The sequence below is a fragment of the Streptomyces pallidus (ex Mingjun et al. 2026) genome (genome assembly GCF_051550185.1).
In the GTDB taxonomy this organism is placed as follows: Bacteria; Actinomycetota; Actinomycetes; order Streptomycetales; family Streptomycetaceae; genus Streptomyces.
Map to the genome: position 1 here is coordinate 5097441 of NZ_CP196181.1, position 16061 is coordinate 5113501.

The 16061-nt window shown below is 72.6% G+C and carries 10 protein-coding genes; 7 read left to right on the top strand and 3 right to left on the bottom strand.

What is annotated here, in order from left to right; translation table 11 throughout:
- The first annotated feature begins 183 nt into the window (after positions 1 to 183).
- The 7 genes from ACSHWO_RS22525 to galE all read left to right on the top strand — a co-directional run bounded on the left by ACSHWO_RS22525 (position 184) and on the right by galE (position 10545).
- Complete coding sequence (locus tag ACSHWO_RS22525; RefSeq protein WP_438314257.1) at positions 184 to 4362, top strand: Rne/Rng family ribonuclease; 4179 nt, start codon at positions 184 to 186, stop codon at positions 4360 to 4362.
- Positions 4363 to 4455: 93 nt separating this feature from the next.
- Positions 4456 to 5412 (top strand): barstar family protein, encoded by a 957-nt coding sequence (locus ACSHWO_RS22530; RefSeq protein WP_438314260.1) that lies wholly within the window; start codon positions 4456 to 4458, stop codon positions 5410 to 5412.
- A gap of 168 nt (positions 5413 to 5580) precedes the next feature.
- Positions 5581 to 5901: a 50S ribosomal protein L21 gene (gene rplU / locus ACSHWO_RS22535; RefSeq protein WP_114057537.1), complete on the top strand. Its 321-nt coding sequence runs from the start codon at positions 5581 to 5583 to the stop codon at positions 5899 to 5901.
- Between the two features lie 14 nt (positions 5902 to 5915).
- Positions 5916 to 6170: a 50S ribosomal protein L27 gene (gene rpmA, locus ACSHWO_RS22540; RefSeq protein WP_008738950.1), complete on the top strand. Its 255-nt coding sequence runs from the start codon at positions 5916 to 5918 to the stop codon at positions 6168 to 6170.
- A gap of 167 nt (positions 6171 to 6337) precedes the next feature.
- Complete coding sequence (gene obgE / locus ACSHWO_RS22545) at positions 6338 to 7783, top strand: GTPase ObgE (protein ID WP_361084018.1); 1446 nt, start codon at positions 6338 to 6340, stop codon at positions 7781 to 7783.
- A gap of 76 nt (positions 7784 to 7859) precedes the next feature.
- Positions 7860 to 9482: a glycosyltransferase family 2 protein gene (locus ACSHWO_RS22550; RefSeq protein WP_438314265.1), complete on the top strand. Its 1623-nt coding sequence runs from the start codon at positions 7860 to 7862 to the stop codon at positions 9480 to 9482.
- 61 nt (positions 9483 to 9543) lie between these two features.
- Complete coding sequence (gene galE, locus ACSHWO_RS22555) at positions 9544 to 10545, top strand: UDP-glucose 4-epimerase GalE (RefSeq protein ID WP_361084012.1); 1002 nt, start codon at positions 9544 to 9546, stop codon at positions 10543 to 10545.
- Here galE and ACSHWO_RS22560 read toward each other — a convergent pair.
- From ACSHWO_RS22560 to ACSHWO_RS22570, 3 genes are all read right to left on the bottom strand, one after another.
- Positions 10542 to 11663, bottom strand: a complete 1122-nt coding sequence (locus ACSHWO_RS22560) for an IS630 family transposase (protein WP_438314268.1) — start codon at positions 11661 to 11663, stop codon at positions 10542 to 10544. The genes galE and ACSHWO_RS22560 overlap by 4 nt on opposite strands.
- Before the next feature lie 170 nt (positions 11664 to 11833).
- Entirely contained in the window at positions 11834 to 13045 is a 1212-nt protein-coding gene (locus ACSHWO_RS22565; protein WP_361084009.1) for a glycosyltransferase, read from the bottom strand.
- The gene (locus ACSHWO_RS22570; protein WP_438314271.1) at positions 13042 to 15912 is read right to left on the bottom strand and encodes a bifunctional glycosyltransferase/CDP-glycerol:glycerophosphate glycerophosphotransferase; all 2871 of its coding nucleotides are present in this window, start codon (positions 15910 to 15912) and stop codon (positions 13042 to 13044) included. Before ACSHWO_RS22570 ends, ACSHWO_RS22565 begins: the two co-directional genes overlap by 4 nt.
- Positions 15913 to 16061: the final 149 nt, after the last annotated feature.

The window sequence follows — 16061 nt, forward strand, 5'->3', positions numbered from 1 at the left end:
AGCGCACCCACCTGAAGACTTCCGCCAGGCCGTACGGACAAGGCGTACGGAACCGGCGGCCATGGACTACAGCTCCCGTGAGGCGAACGCGCCCCGGAGGCCGGCTCCGCGCTGATCGTGCGGAGCCGTGCCGGACCGGACGTCAGCCGCGGCGCCCGGGAGCGTGACGGGAGAACCGCCCGCATGCTCGACAACGAAAACAAGACCCCCGCCGACGGCATCGACAACGGCAGCCCGAGCGACAACCTGCCTCCGCGCAGGCGCCGCCGCGCCGCGTCGCGGCCGGCCGGCCCGCCCGGCGCGACCGCCGTCGAAGCCGCCACCGAGGCTCCGGCCGAGACCGCCCCGGCCGCCGCGCCCGCCGCAGAAGCCGCCCCGAGCGCCGCCCCCGCCCGACCGCGCCGCCGCGCGACGCGCGCCGTCTCCGCCCCCACCGCCGAGGCGGCCGAGACCGCCGCCCCCGCCGTCGTGGAGGCCCCGGCCGCCGAGGCCGCACCGGTCGCCGAGGAGTTCGCTGCTCCCGCGCCGCGTACCCGTCGCCGTGCGACCCGTGCCGCCTCCGCTCCCGTGGCCGAGGCCGCGGCCGCCCCGGTCGAGGCTCCGGTCGCGGAGGAGCCGGCTGCTCCGGCGCCGCGCGCCCGCCGCCGTGCCACCCGTGCCGTGTCCGCTGCGGTCGCCGAGGCCCCGGCCGTCGTCGAGGCCGCCGCCGTCGAGGCTCCGGCCGCGGAGGAGCCGGCTGCTCCGGCGCCGCGCGCCCGCCGCCGTGCCACCCGCGCCGCTGCCGCGCCGGTCGCCGAGGCTCCGGCCGCCGAGGCCCCGGCCGTCGTCGAGGCTCCGGTCGCGGAGGAGCCGGCTGCTCCGGCGCCGCGTACCCGCCGCCGTGCCACCCGTGCCGTGTCCGCCCCGGTCGCCGAGGCCGCGCCGGTCGAGGCCGCCGCGGTCGTCGAGGCTCCGGCCGCCGAGGCTGCCGGGACCCCCGTCGTAGAGTCCGCTGCGGTCGCGGAGGAGCCGGCTGCTCCGGCGCCGCGTACCCGCCGCCGTGCCACCCGTGCCGTGTCGGCGCCGGTCGTCGAGGCTCCGGCTGCCGAGACCGCCGCCGAGGAGGCTCCCAAGGCGGAGGCTCCCAAGGCCGCGACCTTCACCGTCGCCGACGCCATCGACGCCCCGAGGCGCGGCCGTCGCCGTGCCACCCGCGCCGCCGCCCCGGCCGCGGCCGCCGCGCCGGAGGCCCCGGCAGAGGCCGAGGCGCCCGCCGCCCCGGCCCGTGCCCGCCGCGCCACGCGCCCCGCCGTGGCCGTGTTCCAGGCCCCGGTCTTCACCGAGCCGATGTTCCAGACCCCGGAGACCGCCGCGCTCGCCGCTGCGGCCGCCCGCGCCGAGGCCCTCGCCGAAGCGGAGGCCGAGGAGGAGGACGAGCTCGCCGCCGAGGTCGAGGCCGAGGCCGCCCAGGCCCCCGCCGAGCGTCCGTCCGGCCGTCGCCGTCGCCGCCGCCGCGGTGAGGCCGCCGAGTTCGACGAGGCCGCACCGCAGGCGCCGGCCGCGGAGCTCGCCGAGGAGGAGCCGGAGGCCGAGGCCGCCGAGTTCGACGAGGACGAGACCGACGAGTCCGGCGAGCGCCCCTCGCGCCGCCGCCGCCGTGGTGGCCGTCGCCGCCGCCGCGGTGAGGCCGCCGACCTCGACGAGACGGCCGAGGAAGAGGCCGAGACCGCCGAGGCGGAGGAGGAAGAGGACGAGGACGAGTCGGAGGCCGACGAGGCCGGTGCCCTCGGCACCAGCTCCAGCCGCCGTCGCCGTCGCCGTCGCCGTCGTACCGGTGACGCGGTCGTCGAGGCCGAGGGCACCGAAGAGGACGGCGTGCGCACCGTCGTCAAGGTCCGCGAGCCGCGCCCGGCCCGCGAGAAGGCCGAATCCTCCGACGAGGTCCAGTCCATCAAGGGCTCGACCCGCCTGGAGGCGAAGAAGCAGCGCCGCCGCGAGGGTCGCGAGCAGGGCCGCCGCCGCGTGCCGATCATCACCGAGGCCGAGTTCCTGGCCCGCCGCGAGGCCGTCGAGCGGGTGATGGTCGTCCGCCAGTCCGGCGAGCGCACCCAGATCGGCGTCCTCGAGGACAACGTGCTCGTCGAGCACTACGTCAACAAGGAAGAGGCCACCTCGTACGTCGGCAACGTCTACCTGGGCAAGGTCCAGAACGTGCTGCCGTCGATGGAGGCCGCCTTCATCGACATCGGCAAGGGCCGCAACGCGGTCCTGTACGCCGGCGAGGTCAACTTCGAGGCGCTCGGCCTGGCCAACGGCCCGCGCCGCATCGAGTCCGCCCTGAAGTCCGGCCAGTCCGTGCTCGTCCAGGTCACCAAGGACCCGATCGGCCACAAGGGCGCCCGCCTGACCAGCCAGGTCTCGCTGCCCGGCCGCTACCTGGTCTACGTGCCCGAGGGCTCGATGACCGGCATCAGCCGCAAGCTGCCCGACACCGAGCGCGCGCGCCTGAAGAGCATCCTCAAGAAGATCGTCCCCGAGGACGCGGGCGTCATCGTGCGCACCGCCGCCGAGGGCGCGAGCGAGGACGAGCTGCGCCGCGACGTCGAGCGCCTGCAGGCGCAGTGGGAGGACATCCAGAAGAAGTCGAAGCAGATCACGACCTCGTCGCCGAGCCTGCTGTACGGCGAGCCGGACATGACCGTCCGCGTCGTCCGCGACATCTTCAACGAGGACTTCTCCAAGGTCATCGTCAGCGGTGACAGCGCCTGGGAGACCATCCACGGCTACGTCTCGCACGTCGCCCCGGACCTGGCCGACCGGCTGCAGCGCTGGACCTCCGAGGTGGACGTCTTCGCGACGTACCGGATCGACGAGCAGCTCGCCAAGGCGCTCGACCGCAAGGTGTGGCTGCCCTCCGGCGGCTCCCTCGTGATCGACAAGACCGAGGCGATGGTCGTCATCGACGTCAACACCGGCAAGTTCACCGGTCAGGGCGGCAACCTCGAAGAGACGGTCACCCGCAACAACCTGGAGGCGGCCGAGGAGATCGTGCGCCAGCTGCGGCTGCGCGACCTCGGTGGCATCGTCGTCGTCGACTTCATCGACATGGTCCTGGAGTCGAACCGCGACCTGGTCCTGCGGCGGATGCTGGAGTGCCTGGGCCGTGACCGTACGAAGCACCAGGTCGCCGAGGTGACCTCGCTGGGCCTGGTCCAGATGACCCGCAAGCGGGTCGGTCAGGGCCTGCTGGAGTCCTTCTCCGAGACCTGCGTCCACTGCAACGGGCGCGGTGTGATCGTTCACATGGACACGGCCACCACGGCCGGCAACGGCGGCAAGCGGGCCAAGCGCCGTGGCGGCCGCGGTCACGAGCACGAGCACGAGGTCGAGGTCGTCGAGGCCGCCCCCGAGGTCGAGACCGAGGCCGAGGTGGCCGCCGAGCTGGCCGCGCCCGTGGCGCTGCCCGAGCCGGCGTTCGCCCCGGACGAGGAGCTCTACGGCAGCGCGGCCGAGGCGGAGGCCGCGGCGTCCGGCATCAGCGCCCGTCGCAACCGCCGCCGCGCCACCCGCAAGGCGACCGCAGCGGCGGGCGCCCCGCGTGCCGCTGCCGCGGTGGAGTCCGTCCCGGTCGAGGCCCCGGCCGCGGTGCCGGTGGTCGAGGTCGAGGCCGAGCCGGTCACCGAGCCCGCCGACACGGTCCTGGAGCCGGCCGGCGAGGCCGTCGCCGAGGCCGTGGCCGCGGCGGAGACGGTCGAGGCCGCCCCCGCCCCGGTGGCCGAGGAGGCCGCGCCGAAGGGCCGTACGCGTCGCCGTGCCACCCGCAAGGCGACCGCCCCGGCCGTGGAGCTGCAGCCGGTCGCCGAGCCGGAGCCGGCCGTCGTGGCCGAGCCCGAGCCGGTCGCCGCGGTCGCCGAGGCCGCACCGGTCGAGGCCCCCGTGGCGGAGCCCGTGGAGGTCGAGGCCCCGGTCGTTGCCGAGGCCCCGGTCGCCGAGGCTCCGGCGGCGGAGGCCGCACCGGCCCGTCCGCGGCGCCGCGCCACCCGCAAGGCCACCGCTCCGGCCGGTTCCCCGGCGGGCGCGGAGGCAGCGGTGCTGGTGGTCGAGGCGGCCCCGGCCGAGCCCGCGGCTGCGGCTGCGGCCGAGCCGTCCGCGGCGCCCGAGGCCGAGGCGGAAGCCCCGGCCGAGGAGGCCGCTCCGGCCAAGAAGACGGCCCGTAAGACGGCGGCCAAGAAGGCCCCGGCGAAGAAGGCCGCCGCGAAGAAGACGGCGACGGCCAAGAAGACCGCCGCCAAGAAGACGACGGCGAAGAAGACGACGGCGAAGAAGGCGACGAAGAAGGCCGCCGCGGCGGAGCCCGCTCCGTCCACCGACGTCGACGCCTGATCCGCGTCACCACCGGGACTGCCCCGACCCCCATCGCGGGGTCGGGGCAGTCCCGTACCCGCACGCGGCGAACGAGGAAGGACGCCGGCAGCCATGGAGCGGTTCCCCATGCGGGACGGGACGGGCCGGAAGACCGGCCTGGCCGAGGTGCTCGCCCGCGTCCCGGACAACACCTGGACGTGGCTCCTGCTCGACTGGGACGGGGTCGGCGAGGCCCCCGGCGCCCTCGATCTCGAAGCCTTCCGCGACCTGGTCCCGGCCGCGCCGACCGGGATCCCCATGACCTGGCCCGAGGTGCAGGAGTTCGCCGCGGCGCAGCAGGACGTCGTCTACGTGCTGCTGGTGGCGGTCGACGCGGCCGCCGACGCGGACCCGCAGCGGTTCGCGCAGGACGACTTCGCCGGCTGCCGGTACCTCGTCGAGGGCTTCGACAGCGGGACGTGGACGGTGGGCCGGCCGGACGGGCGCCCGGCCCCGTTCGACCTGAGCGGGCCGGTCTCCCCGTGGGTGGTGTTCGGGCCGCGTGACGCGCCCGCGTTCGCCGAGCAGAGCGGGGCCTTCCGGGCCCGGGGCGGCCGGGTGCACCACCTGCGGGCCGAGGACCTGCGGGAGATGGTGTCCGCCTGCGACGCGTTCGCGCGGGAGATCGGGTTCCCCGGCTACTTCGGGCGCAACTGGGACGCGCTGGTCGACTGCCTGGACGATCTGCACCCCCACCAGACCGGCGGGGTCGGCATCCTCTGCTTCGTCCACGGGGCCGACGTCCTGCTGGACTGCCCCGAGCTGAAGACGCTCGTCTCCGTCCTGTGCCTGGCCGCCGACCGGGCCAACACGCCGTTCGACCCCGACGGGGACCCCACCGGGAATCCGGTGGTGGTCGAGCACTTCGTCTTCCTGCTGGACGAGGTGGACGCCGTGGCTTTCGCCCCGCTGGTCGAGGAGCCGGACGACGTCGTCGCGGCCGTGGACGGGGAGTTCGCCACCGCAGCCCTGGATCTGGCCGCCTGGCGGCCCGTGACGTGGGCGCGGGGCCTGCACCGGCCGGTTTGACCTCTTAAACCCAGCCCCGTAATCTTGACCGTCGGCGTGTCTACGTGCACGCCAGCCACTGAGCACCTCACCTCCCGGGCCGCCGCGCGGCGCGGGGGAGGCCGTCCTGCATTCCGGCGGGGAGCGGCTGGCTTCAGGGGTTCCATCGCGAGCGAGAGAGAGATCCGCGTGTACGCCATCGTGCGCAGCGGTGGTCGCCAGCACAAGGTTGCTGTCGGCGACATCGTTGAGGTTGACAAGATTTCCACTGCCAAGGCTGGCGACACGGTCGAGCTCTCGACCCTGCTCGTCGTCGACGGCGACGCCGTGACCAGCGACCCGTGGGTCCTGGCGGGCATCAAGGTCCAGGCCGAGGTCGTGGACCACACCAAGGGCGCGAAGATCGACATCCTGCGCTACAAGAACAAGACCGGCTACCGCCGTCGCCAGGGTCACCGTCAGCAGTACACGGCGATCAAGGTCACGTCCATCCCGTCGGCCGCGAAGTAAAGAGGGACTGAGCAATGGCACACAAGAAGGGCGCATCGTCCACCCGGAACGGTCGCGATTCCAATGCCCAGCGGCTCGGCGTGAAGCGCTTCGGCGGTCAGGTCGTTTCCGCTGGTGAGATCCTCGTCCGCCAGCGCGGCACGCACTTCCACCCGGGCGCCGGTGTCGGCCGTGGCGGCGACGACACGCTGTTCGCGCTGCAGGCCGGTGCCGTGCAGTTCGGCACGCACCGTGGCCGCAAGGTCGTGAACATCGTTCCGGCCGCCTGATCCAGCTTCCTGCTGATCAAGCGTTCGTAAGTCCCGAGGGCGGATCTCAGCTCTTCCCGGCGTCGCGCCGGGAAGAGAGGTCCGCCCTCGGCGCGTTTGCACGTAGACACGTTTAATGGACAGCAAGGTCTGTCCGGGACATCCCGTCTGTATCTGGAGGAACACCCATGACCACCTTCGTGGACCGCGTCGAGCTGCACGTCGCCGCGGGTAACGGAGGCCACGGCTGCGCCTCCGTACACCGGGAGAAGTTCAAGCCGCTCGGCGGCCCCGACGGCGGCAACGGTGGCCGCGGCGGCGACGTGATCCTGGTCGTCGACCAGTCGGTCACCACCCTGCTGGACTACCACCACAGCCCGCACCGCAAGGCCACCAACGGCAAGCCCGGGGAGGGCGGCAACCGCTCCGGCAAGGACGGCCAGGACCTGGTCCTGCCGGTCCCGGACGGCACCGTCGTCCTCGACAAGCAGGGCAACGTCCTCGCGGACCTCGTCGGCCAGGGCACCACCTACGTCGCCGCCGAGGGCGGCCGTGGCGGCCTCGGCAACGCGGCGCTCGCCTCCGCCCGCCGCAAGGCCCCCGGCTTCGCGCTCCTCGGCGTCCCCGGCGCCACCGGCGACATCGTGCTGGAGCTCAAGACCGTCGCCGACGTGGCCCTCGTCGGCTTCCCCAGCGCCGGCAAGTCCTCGCTGATCTCGGTGCTCTCCGCCGCCAAGCCGAAGATCGCGGACTACCCCTTCACCACGCTCGTCCCGAACCTGGGCGTGGTCACCGCCGGCTCGACCGTGTACACGATCGCCGACGTCCCCGGCCTGATCCCGGGCGCCAGCCAGGGCAAGGGCCTCGGCCTGGAGTTCCTGCGGCACGTCGAGCGCTGCTCGGTCCTCGTGCACGTCCTGGACACCGCCACCCTGGAGTCCGACCGCGACCCCGTCTCCGACCTCGACGTCATCGAGGAGGAGCTCAAGCTGTACGGCGGCGGCCTGGAGACCCGGCCGCGCCTGGTCGTCCTCAACAAGGTCGACATCCCCGACGGCCAGGACCTCGCCGACATGATCCGCCCCGATCTGGAGGCGCGCGGCTACAAGGTCTTCGAGGTCTCCGCGGTCGCCCGCACCGGCCTGAAGGAGCTGTCCTACTTCCTCGCGGAGGTCGTCGCCAAGGCGCGCGCCCGCAAGCCGAAGCAGGAGGCGACCCGGATCGTCATCCGTCCGAAGGCCGTCGACGAGACCGGCTTCACGGTCACCTTCGACGAGGCCGAGGAGGTGTACCGGGTGCGCGGCGAGAAGCCGGAGCGCTGGGTCCGCCAGACCGACTTCAACAACGACGAGGCCGTGGGCTACCTGGCCGACCGCCTCAACCGCCTGGGCGTCGAGGACGCGCTGCTGAAGGTCGGCGCCCGCGCCGGCGACGGCGTCGCCATCGGCTCCGACGAGAACGCGGTCGTCTTCGACTGGGAGCCGTCGATGATGGCCGGTGCCGAGATGCTCGGCCGCCGCGGCGAGGACCACCGCATGGAGGCACCCCGCCCGGCCGCGCAGCGCCGCAAGGACAAGGACGCCCAGCGCAAGGACTCCGCGCAGCAGGAGTACGACGAATTCCGTCCCTTCTGACCTGCGTTTCCGCCGTTCCGCCGGCGGAGGCGCCGGTATTGAGGTGATGTTCACCCCGGTCGCCTAGGATCCACGGGTGAGCAGCACCCTTCCTCCCAGCGTCTCCGTCGTCGTGATCGCGTACAACGACGCCGAGCTCGTGGGCGAGGCCGTCACCTCGGCGCTCGCCCAGGGCCCGGTCGTCGCCGAGGTCATCGCCGTCAACGACGCCTCGTCCGACGGCACCGGCCGGGTGCTCGACGAGCTGGCCGCCGTCCACCCCCGCCTCAAGGTCGTGCACCGCACGGACAACAGCGGCGGGTGCGGAACCCCGCGCAACGACGGCATCGCGGTCGCGACCTCCCCGTACGTCCTGTTCCTCGACAGCGACGACGTGCTGCCCCCCGGGGCGGCCGAGGCCCTCCTGAGGGCCGCCGAGGAGCACCGCGCGCCCGTGACCGTCGGCTCCTGCGTGCGCCGCGAGCTGCCGCAGCACCACGACACGCCCTGGGTGCCCGGGCTGTACACCCCCGGTGACGTCATCGACCGGCCCGCCGGCCGGCCCGAGCTGGTCCGGGACACCCTCTGTGTGAACAAGCTGTACGAGCGGGCCTTCCTGGAGAAGCACGCGATCCGCTTCCCCGACGGCCGGTTCGTCTACGAGGACTTCGTCTTCACGGCGCGCGTCCTGGCCGCCGCCCCCCGCATCGCGGTCGTCGACGACCTCGTCTACGTCTGGCACGTGCGCCGCAGCGCCGCCCAGGTGTCGATCTCCCTGGACCGCAAGGACGTCTCCAACTGGCGCTCCCGGATCGAGGCGCACCGCACCGCCCACCGGATCCTCGCGGACTCCTCCCCGGAGCTGGGCCTGGCCTGCCAGGTGAAGTTCCTGGAGTACGACCTGCGCATGTACCTGCGGGAACTCGGCACCGACCCCGGCTACCAGGCCGACTGGTGGGCCCTCACCCGCGCCTACCTGGACACCTTCGACGACGCCGCCGTCGAGGCCGCGGGGGCGCACGCCCGCTGGATCGTGCGCGTGCTGCGGGCCGCCCCCGAGCCGCCCGCCGACGTCGCCCGGCTCACCCGGTTCGCCGCCGAGCCGCCGCGGCTGCTGCCCCCGTACGCCACCGGCCCCGACGGCGGGCCCGTCTGGAGCGCGGAACTCCCTGTCCCCCTGGACGGGATGGACGCGCTGCCGGTCGCCGACCTGCCGATCACCGTGGACGCCGGGCCGACCGGATCCGGCGGCGGCCTGCTGCTGCGGGTGCACGACCTGTACGGGCGGCTCGCCGGGGCCGGGCCGCGCACCGCCCGGCTGGGCTTCGTGCCCCGCTCGGGCGGCGAGCCGGTGCTCGACCGGCCGGTGGAGCTGCGGGCCGCCGCGGACGGCGACGGCTGGACCTGCGAGGTGCCCTTCCACCTGACGGCCGTGGCCGCCGCCGGGCGCCGCCGGGGCCGGCGCGGCATGCAGGCCTGGAGCGTGCAGGTGGGCGTGGACTGTGCCGACGGGAGCTCCCTGCTCACCTCCCCGCGCCCCCTCGACGCCCTGCTCCGCCGCAGGGCGCTGCTCAGCAGCAGGTACGGTGTTCTGCTGGCGCAGCCGTTCCGCACGGCCGGGGGCTCCCTGGCACTGCGGCTCGCGCCGGGCGCTGCGGGTGCACTGAGCCTCGTACGCAGCCGTCTCCACCGGGCCCGGGCAGGCCGCGCCGCGGGATGAGGACGGCAGGCGGCCTCCGGACCGCCGCCCAGGACAACGGAAACGGACTCGGGAGAAACGCATGACCTTTCTGATCACCGGTGGCGCCGGCTACATCGGCTCGCACGTCGTCCGCGCGATGCAGCTCGCGGGGGAGCGGGTCGTCGTCCTCGACGACCTGTCCACGGGCAACGAGGACCGTGTCCCGGAGGGCGTCCCGCTGGTGATCGGCTCGGTCCTGGACCGCCTCGTCCTCGACAAGACCATCCGCGAGCACAAGATCACGGGTGTGGTGCACCTGGCCGGCAAGAAGCAGGTCGGCGAGTCCGTCGAGAAGCCGCTGTACTACTACCACGAGAACGTGGAGGGCCTGCAGGTCCTGCTGGGCGCGGTGGCCGAGGCCGGCGTCCGCAACTTCCTCTTCTCCTCCTCCGCCTCCGTGTACGGCATGCCGGACGTGGACCTCGTCACCGAGGAGACCCCGTGCGCGCCGCTGAGCCCGTACGGCGAGACCAAGCTCGCGGGCGAGTGGCTGGTCCGCGCGGCCGGCAGGGCGCACGGCATCTCGACGGCCTGCCTGCGCTACTTCAACGTGGCGGGCGCCGCCAGCCCCGAACTCGCCGACACCGGGGTGTTCAACCTGGTCCCGATGGTCTTCCAGCGGTTCGACGCAGGTGAGGGCGCCCGCATCTTCGGGGACGACTACCCGACGCCGGACGGCACCTGCATCCGCGACTACATCCACGTCGAGGACCTGGCCGAGGCGCACGTGGCGGCGGCCCGCAAGCTCGCCGAGTGGGCGGCCGCCGGGGAGTACCAGGACCTCACGGTCAACATCGGCCGCGGTGAGGGCGTCTCCGTGCGGGAGATGGCCCGGCTGCTGAACGAGGGCACCGGACACGACGTCGAGCCGGTGGTCGTGCCGCGCCGTCCCGGCGACCCGGCGAAGGTCGTGGCCTCGGCCGACAAGATCCACGCGGAGCTGGGCTGGAAGGCCAAGCACGACGTCCGCGAGATGATCACCTCGGCCTGGGCGGGCTGGGAGGCCAACCGCAAGGGTGCCCTCCACCACGTGGAGCGCTAGTGTCCTGCGCCGGAGATCCGTCGGCAGAAACGGGCGAGGGAGTCGAGGATCTCCTCGGCTGTCTTGGTCCAGATGAACGGCTTGGGGTCTTGGTTCCAGTTCTTGACCCACTTGCGGATGTCGGCTTCGAGGGCCTGGACGTTCTTGTGGGCGCCGCGGCGGATCATCTGGTCGGCCAGGAAGCCGAACCACCGCTCCACCTGGTTGATCCACGAGGAGCCGGTCGGGGTGAAATGCAGCTGGAAGCGGGGGTGTTTGGCCAGCCACGTCCTGACCGCCGGGGTCTTGTGGGTGCCGTAGTTGTCCACGATCAGGTGGATCTGGAGATGCGCGGGTACCTCCTTGTCGATCCTGATCAGGAACTTCTTGAACTCGGCAGCCCGGTGCCGTCGGTGCAGGGCACTGATGACCTCACCGGTGGCGACATCGAATGCGGCGAACAGGGTGGTCAGGCCGTTGCGGACGTAGTCGTGAGTCCGGCGCTCGGGCATCCCGGGCATTATCGGCAGGACCGGCTGGGACCGGTCCAGGGCCTGGATCTGGGACTTCTCGTCCACCGAGAGCACCACCGCGCCCTCGGGCGGATTGAAGTACAGGCCCACGACGTCGTAGACCTTCTCCACGAACAGCGGGTCCGCCGACAGCTTGAACGTGTCCGTCAGATGCGGCTTGAGCTGGAACTTCCGCCAGATCCGGCCGACGGTCGACTTTGACAGGCCGCTGCGGTCCGCCATCGACCTACGCGACCAGTGGGTGGCGTTCTTCGGGAGTTCCTCCAACGTCGTGACCACGACGTTCTCCACCTGGTCGACACTGATGGTGGGCGGCCGGCCCGGCCGGGGCTCGTCGACCAGACCGTCCAGCCGCTCGGCGAGGAACCGCCGGCGCCACTTGCGGACCGTGTCCGCGGTCACCCGCAGATCCCGGGCGACCGCAACGATCGCCGGCACCTCCGGCCCCGCACACGCCAGCACAATCCGTGCGCGCAGGGCCAGAGCCTGGGCCGACGTCGCCCGCCGCGTCCACCGCTCCAACACCGCCTGCTCATCGACAGACAGCAGCAACGGCTCCAGCTTCGGGCCCCGACGAGGAACAGACGCACCAGCAGCAGAAGTCACACAACAACTAACGATCAACTACTGGCGCAGGACACTAGCCGGAGAGCGACGTCTGCACAGTAAGGACGGAGCCGCCCGCCCCCCGTAGCGAAGGGGGCGGGCGGCTCGGTCCGTTCCGGGCCGGCGAGGGCGGGCGCCGTCGCCGGCCGCGGCCGGGGCGAGGGGACTGCTCAGCGCTCCAGGAACGCGAACAGCTCTTCCCACCGGTCGGTGATCTCCGTGCTGGAGAACCGCTGCACGGACCGGAACGCCCGGTCGCCGAGCCGGTCGCGCAGCTCCCGGTCCGCCATCAGCACGCGCAGGTGCCCGGCCAGTTCCATGGTGTTGCCCAGGCGGGCCAGCAGGCCGTCCTCGCCGTGCGAGACGATCTCCCGGACGCCCGGGGCGCAGTCGAACGCGGCCGCGGGCACGCCCGCGGCCATCGCCTCCAGCAGGGTGATCGGGAAGCCCTCGGCCCGGGAGGCCTGCGCGAAGACCGACGCCCCGCGCAGGGCGCCCAGCACGTCGTCGGTGCTGCCCATCCATTCCACCGAGTCGTCGATCCCGAGCGTGGTGCAGTGGGCCCGCAGCGCGGCCTCCTCCACGCCCGCCCCGTAGATCCGCAGGACCCAGTCGGGGTGCTGCGGGGCGGCCTCGGCCCAGGCGTCCAGCAGCAGGTCCACGCCCTTCTCGAAGGCGAGCCGGCCGACGCTCGCGACGACCTTCTCCGTGCGCGGGGCGGGGGAGTCGGGCATGAACGGCAGCGGGTTCGGCATGCTGGAAACGTTCTCCATGCCGGAGCGGATCCACAGGTCCGCGTCCTCCGGGGTCAGCACCAGCAGCCGGTCGACCTCGCGGTAGTGGCGGCGGACCCGGTCGCCGCGGGTGGACTTCTGGCTGGCCTCGTACGACTCGTGGCTCATGCCGATGACGGTGAACCCCTTGGTGTCGGCCAGCGCCACCCACTCCATCGCCCAGACCTGGGTGACGATCACGACGCCGCCGGGGCGGGCCGTGCGCAGCAGGGCGCCGAACTCGTCCGCCTTGGCCTGCATCAGGGCCCGCCGGGCGGCCTGGCGGCGCCGCTCGGGGGCGTTGAGCCGGCCCTTGATGCCGCGCAGGCGGCGTGCCTTGGGCGGGTGGGCGTCGTACAGGGTGGTCATCGTGTACGGCAGGTCCTGCGGCAGCTTCTGCCGGATCTCCTCGGCGACCGGGGCGATGCCGACGAGGTGCACGCGGTGGCCGCGGTCGGTGAGGAGCCGGGCCATCTGGTGCGACCAGGTGGTCACGCCGCCGAGCTCGTCGACGCTGTTGGAGACGATGAAGACGTCACGGCCGCCGGCCGCCGCTGCGCCCGCTCCGGTCGTGGCGGTCCCGGCCGCCTCGGCGGTCTGCTGGCTCACTTGCCGCTCCTGGTGAAGAACTTCTCGACGATCTGGCGGGCCGCGTCCCCGCGGTCGTACTCGCCGAACTCGGTGAGGAAGCGCTGGCGCGCCTCGGCGTACTTGGCGTCCGCCTCGTCGAAGGCGGCGATGGCCTGGAAGAGTTCGTCGGCCGTGGCCACGACCGGGCCCGGGGCCTTCTCCTTGAGGTCGAAGTACGTGCCGCGGATGTCGCCCGCGTAGCTGTCGTAGTCGTACGCGAAGAACAGCATCGGCCGGTCCAGGACCGAGTAGTCGAACATCACGGACGAGTAGTCGGTGATCAGACCGTCGGCGAGGGCCAGCAGCGGGGTGATGTCGTGGTGCCCGGAGACGTCGACGACCCGGCCCGCGACCGAGGGCGGCAGCGAGACGCTGTTGAGGTAGTGGGTGCGCACCAGCAGCGTGAAGCGGTCGCCGAGCCGGTCGGCGAACTCCTCCACGTCGAAGGGGAACTCGAAGCCCTCCACGGCGCCGTCCGCGTTCGCCCGGAACGTGGGGGCGTACAGCAGGACCCTCTTCGCCGGGTCGATGCCCAGGTCCGCGGCGAGCGGTCCGCGGACCCGCTCCCCGCTCTGGGCCTCGGCGCGGTGCGCCTCGACCAGGGCGTCGTTGCGCGGGTAGCCGGTGCGCAGCAGCACCTCGTCGCGCAGCCGGAAGCCCCTGGCCAGGGTGCGCACGTCGTGTTCTGAGCGGACCAGGAAGTGGTCGAAGCGGTTGACGGCGGCCTGGAAGCGGTCCTGGGCGGCGCGGCCCTGGGCCTTGGTGCGGGGCTCGTGGAAGCCCATCCGCTTGAGGGCGGAGCCGTGCCAGGTCTGGATGTAGGTGGTCCCCGGGCGCTTGGTCAGGGCCAGCGGGAAGCCCTGGTTGTCGATCCAGAACTCGGCCTGGGCCAGGGCCCGCAGGTACTGCCAGCTCCAGCGCTTGACCAGGGTGGCCTCCTTGGGGAAGCCGTGGGGCTTGGCGCCCGCGTACGACCAGACGGCGTCGAAGGCGACGCCCTGGCGGACCATCTCCTCGTAGATCGCCTTCGGGCTGTCGCTGTACTGCTTGCCCATGTGGCTCTCGAAGACGACCGTGCCCTTCTTGATCGGCAGCTTCGAGAAGACCTCGTGGTAGACCTTCACCTTCTGCTCGCCCGAGCCGAGGTTCCGGCGGGCGCGCAGGGCCCGGCGCAGGGTCTTCTTCACCACGCCGGCGGTTCTGCCGTGCATGGCGCCGCTGATCATGGCCTGGGTGCGGACGGCCGCGGGGCCCTCGGCGGTCAGGACGTAGGAGAGGTTGCCCTTCTTGGTCACCTCGGGCTCGAAGCGGTCGGAGACCAGCCTGGTCAGCCGCGGGCGCACGCGCAGCCGGGCCGCCGACTCCAGGTCGACGCCGCCGACGGAGACGCGGGTGGTGAGGCGGTCGCTGCCGGCGGTCAGCTTCAGCCGGACGTCCCAGACGGCGTCGATGATGCCGAGGGGGCGCACGGTGCTGCCGATGTCGGCGGTGCCCCGCCACTCGATCGTGCCACCGGCGTGCCGGACGGATTCCACCGGGAAGCTGAAGGACCGCACGCCGACCTGGCGGCGGGCCCGGAACTCCAGGCTGGCCTTCAGTTCCGCCTCGGGCGCGATCCGGCCGAGCGGGTTCACGACCGTGCCGGACAGGGTGACGCTGCCGCGGCCGTCGTCGTCGTACGAGGTCAGGCGGTTGCCCAGGATGAGGGAGGAGAGCGGGGTGGTGTGGAAGCCCTGCTCGGTGACGTCCAGTATCCGGCGGGCCTCGGCGTCGTCGAGATGTTCGCCACACCAGTAGATCCGCCCGTCGCGCTCGGCGAGCGGCGAGGTCAGCCGACCCTTGTTGATCATGGCGTCGGCGGCCGGGAGCAGGTTGTCCCAGTCCTCCTTGCCCAGCAGGTAGGCGCAGATGGCCTGGAGGTGCGTGACGTTGTCGTACGCGGCCGGGTCGATGCCGGCCAGGTAGCCGTTGGCCAGGCGGGCGAACTCCTGGCGGTACGCGTCGCCGAGGAGCGGCAGGTCGCGCAGGTGGAGCACCAGGTCGTGCTTGAGGAACTTGGCGTCCTTGGCCGTCTTGATCTCGGTGAAGCCCTTGGCGGCCAGCAGCTCGTCGACGCGGCGGTGGATCTCCATCCGGTGGACGAAGTTCGCGATCTCGTGGCGGCGGTTGCTGATCGACTTGGTCGCGGCCTTCTCGACCACGTTCCAGTAGTAGACGTGGTTCGGGATCAGCGTGATGCGGCGGGCGGCGACGTACGCCTGCGCGGAGAAGAGCAGGTCCTCGTAGTGGATGCCGACCGGGAACTCCAGGCCCTGCTCCAGCAGGAACGCGCGCCGGTAGCACTTGTTCGTGGAGAGGGTGTCGTACACCAGGAGGTCGGGGTCCTCGGTGATCGACTCCAGGGTGCGGGTCCGCGAGTAGATCCACGGGTACCACTCGGTGGTCTTGCCCCAGCGGTTGTCGAGGTGCACGCGCACGCACATGCCGGAGACCAGGTCGGAGCCGGTCCGCTCGGCGGCGTCCAGCATGTTCCGGCAGGCGTTTCGTTCCAGCACGTCGTCGCTGTCCAGGAACATCACGTACGTGCCGGTGGCCTGTCGGATGCCGTGGTTGCGGGGGGCGCCGCAGCCGCCGCTGTTCTCTGGCAGCTGGAACGCCCGCACCCGCCCCGGGTGCGCCGCTTCGAGCTCCTGGGCGACCGCGAACGACCGGTCCTGGCTGCAGTCGTCCACGATCACGACTTCGACCCCGTGCAGGGTCTGGTCCAGAACCGACCGGACGGCTGTCGGCAGGCGCTCTGCGTCGTTGTAGACGATGACGACCACGGAGACGTCAGGCACGTGCACCTCGATCCCTTCGTTCCATTCCGCTTAACCCGTCAAAGCTACCGTGTGCCGCGCTCGGATCCGGCCTGCCGACCCCGGCGTGCATACTTCTGAGGAAGAGGTGAGTGGCGGGTCCGGTCGCCGACAATCACCCGTTCGGACTCCGCCAG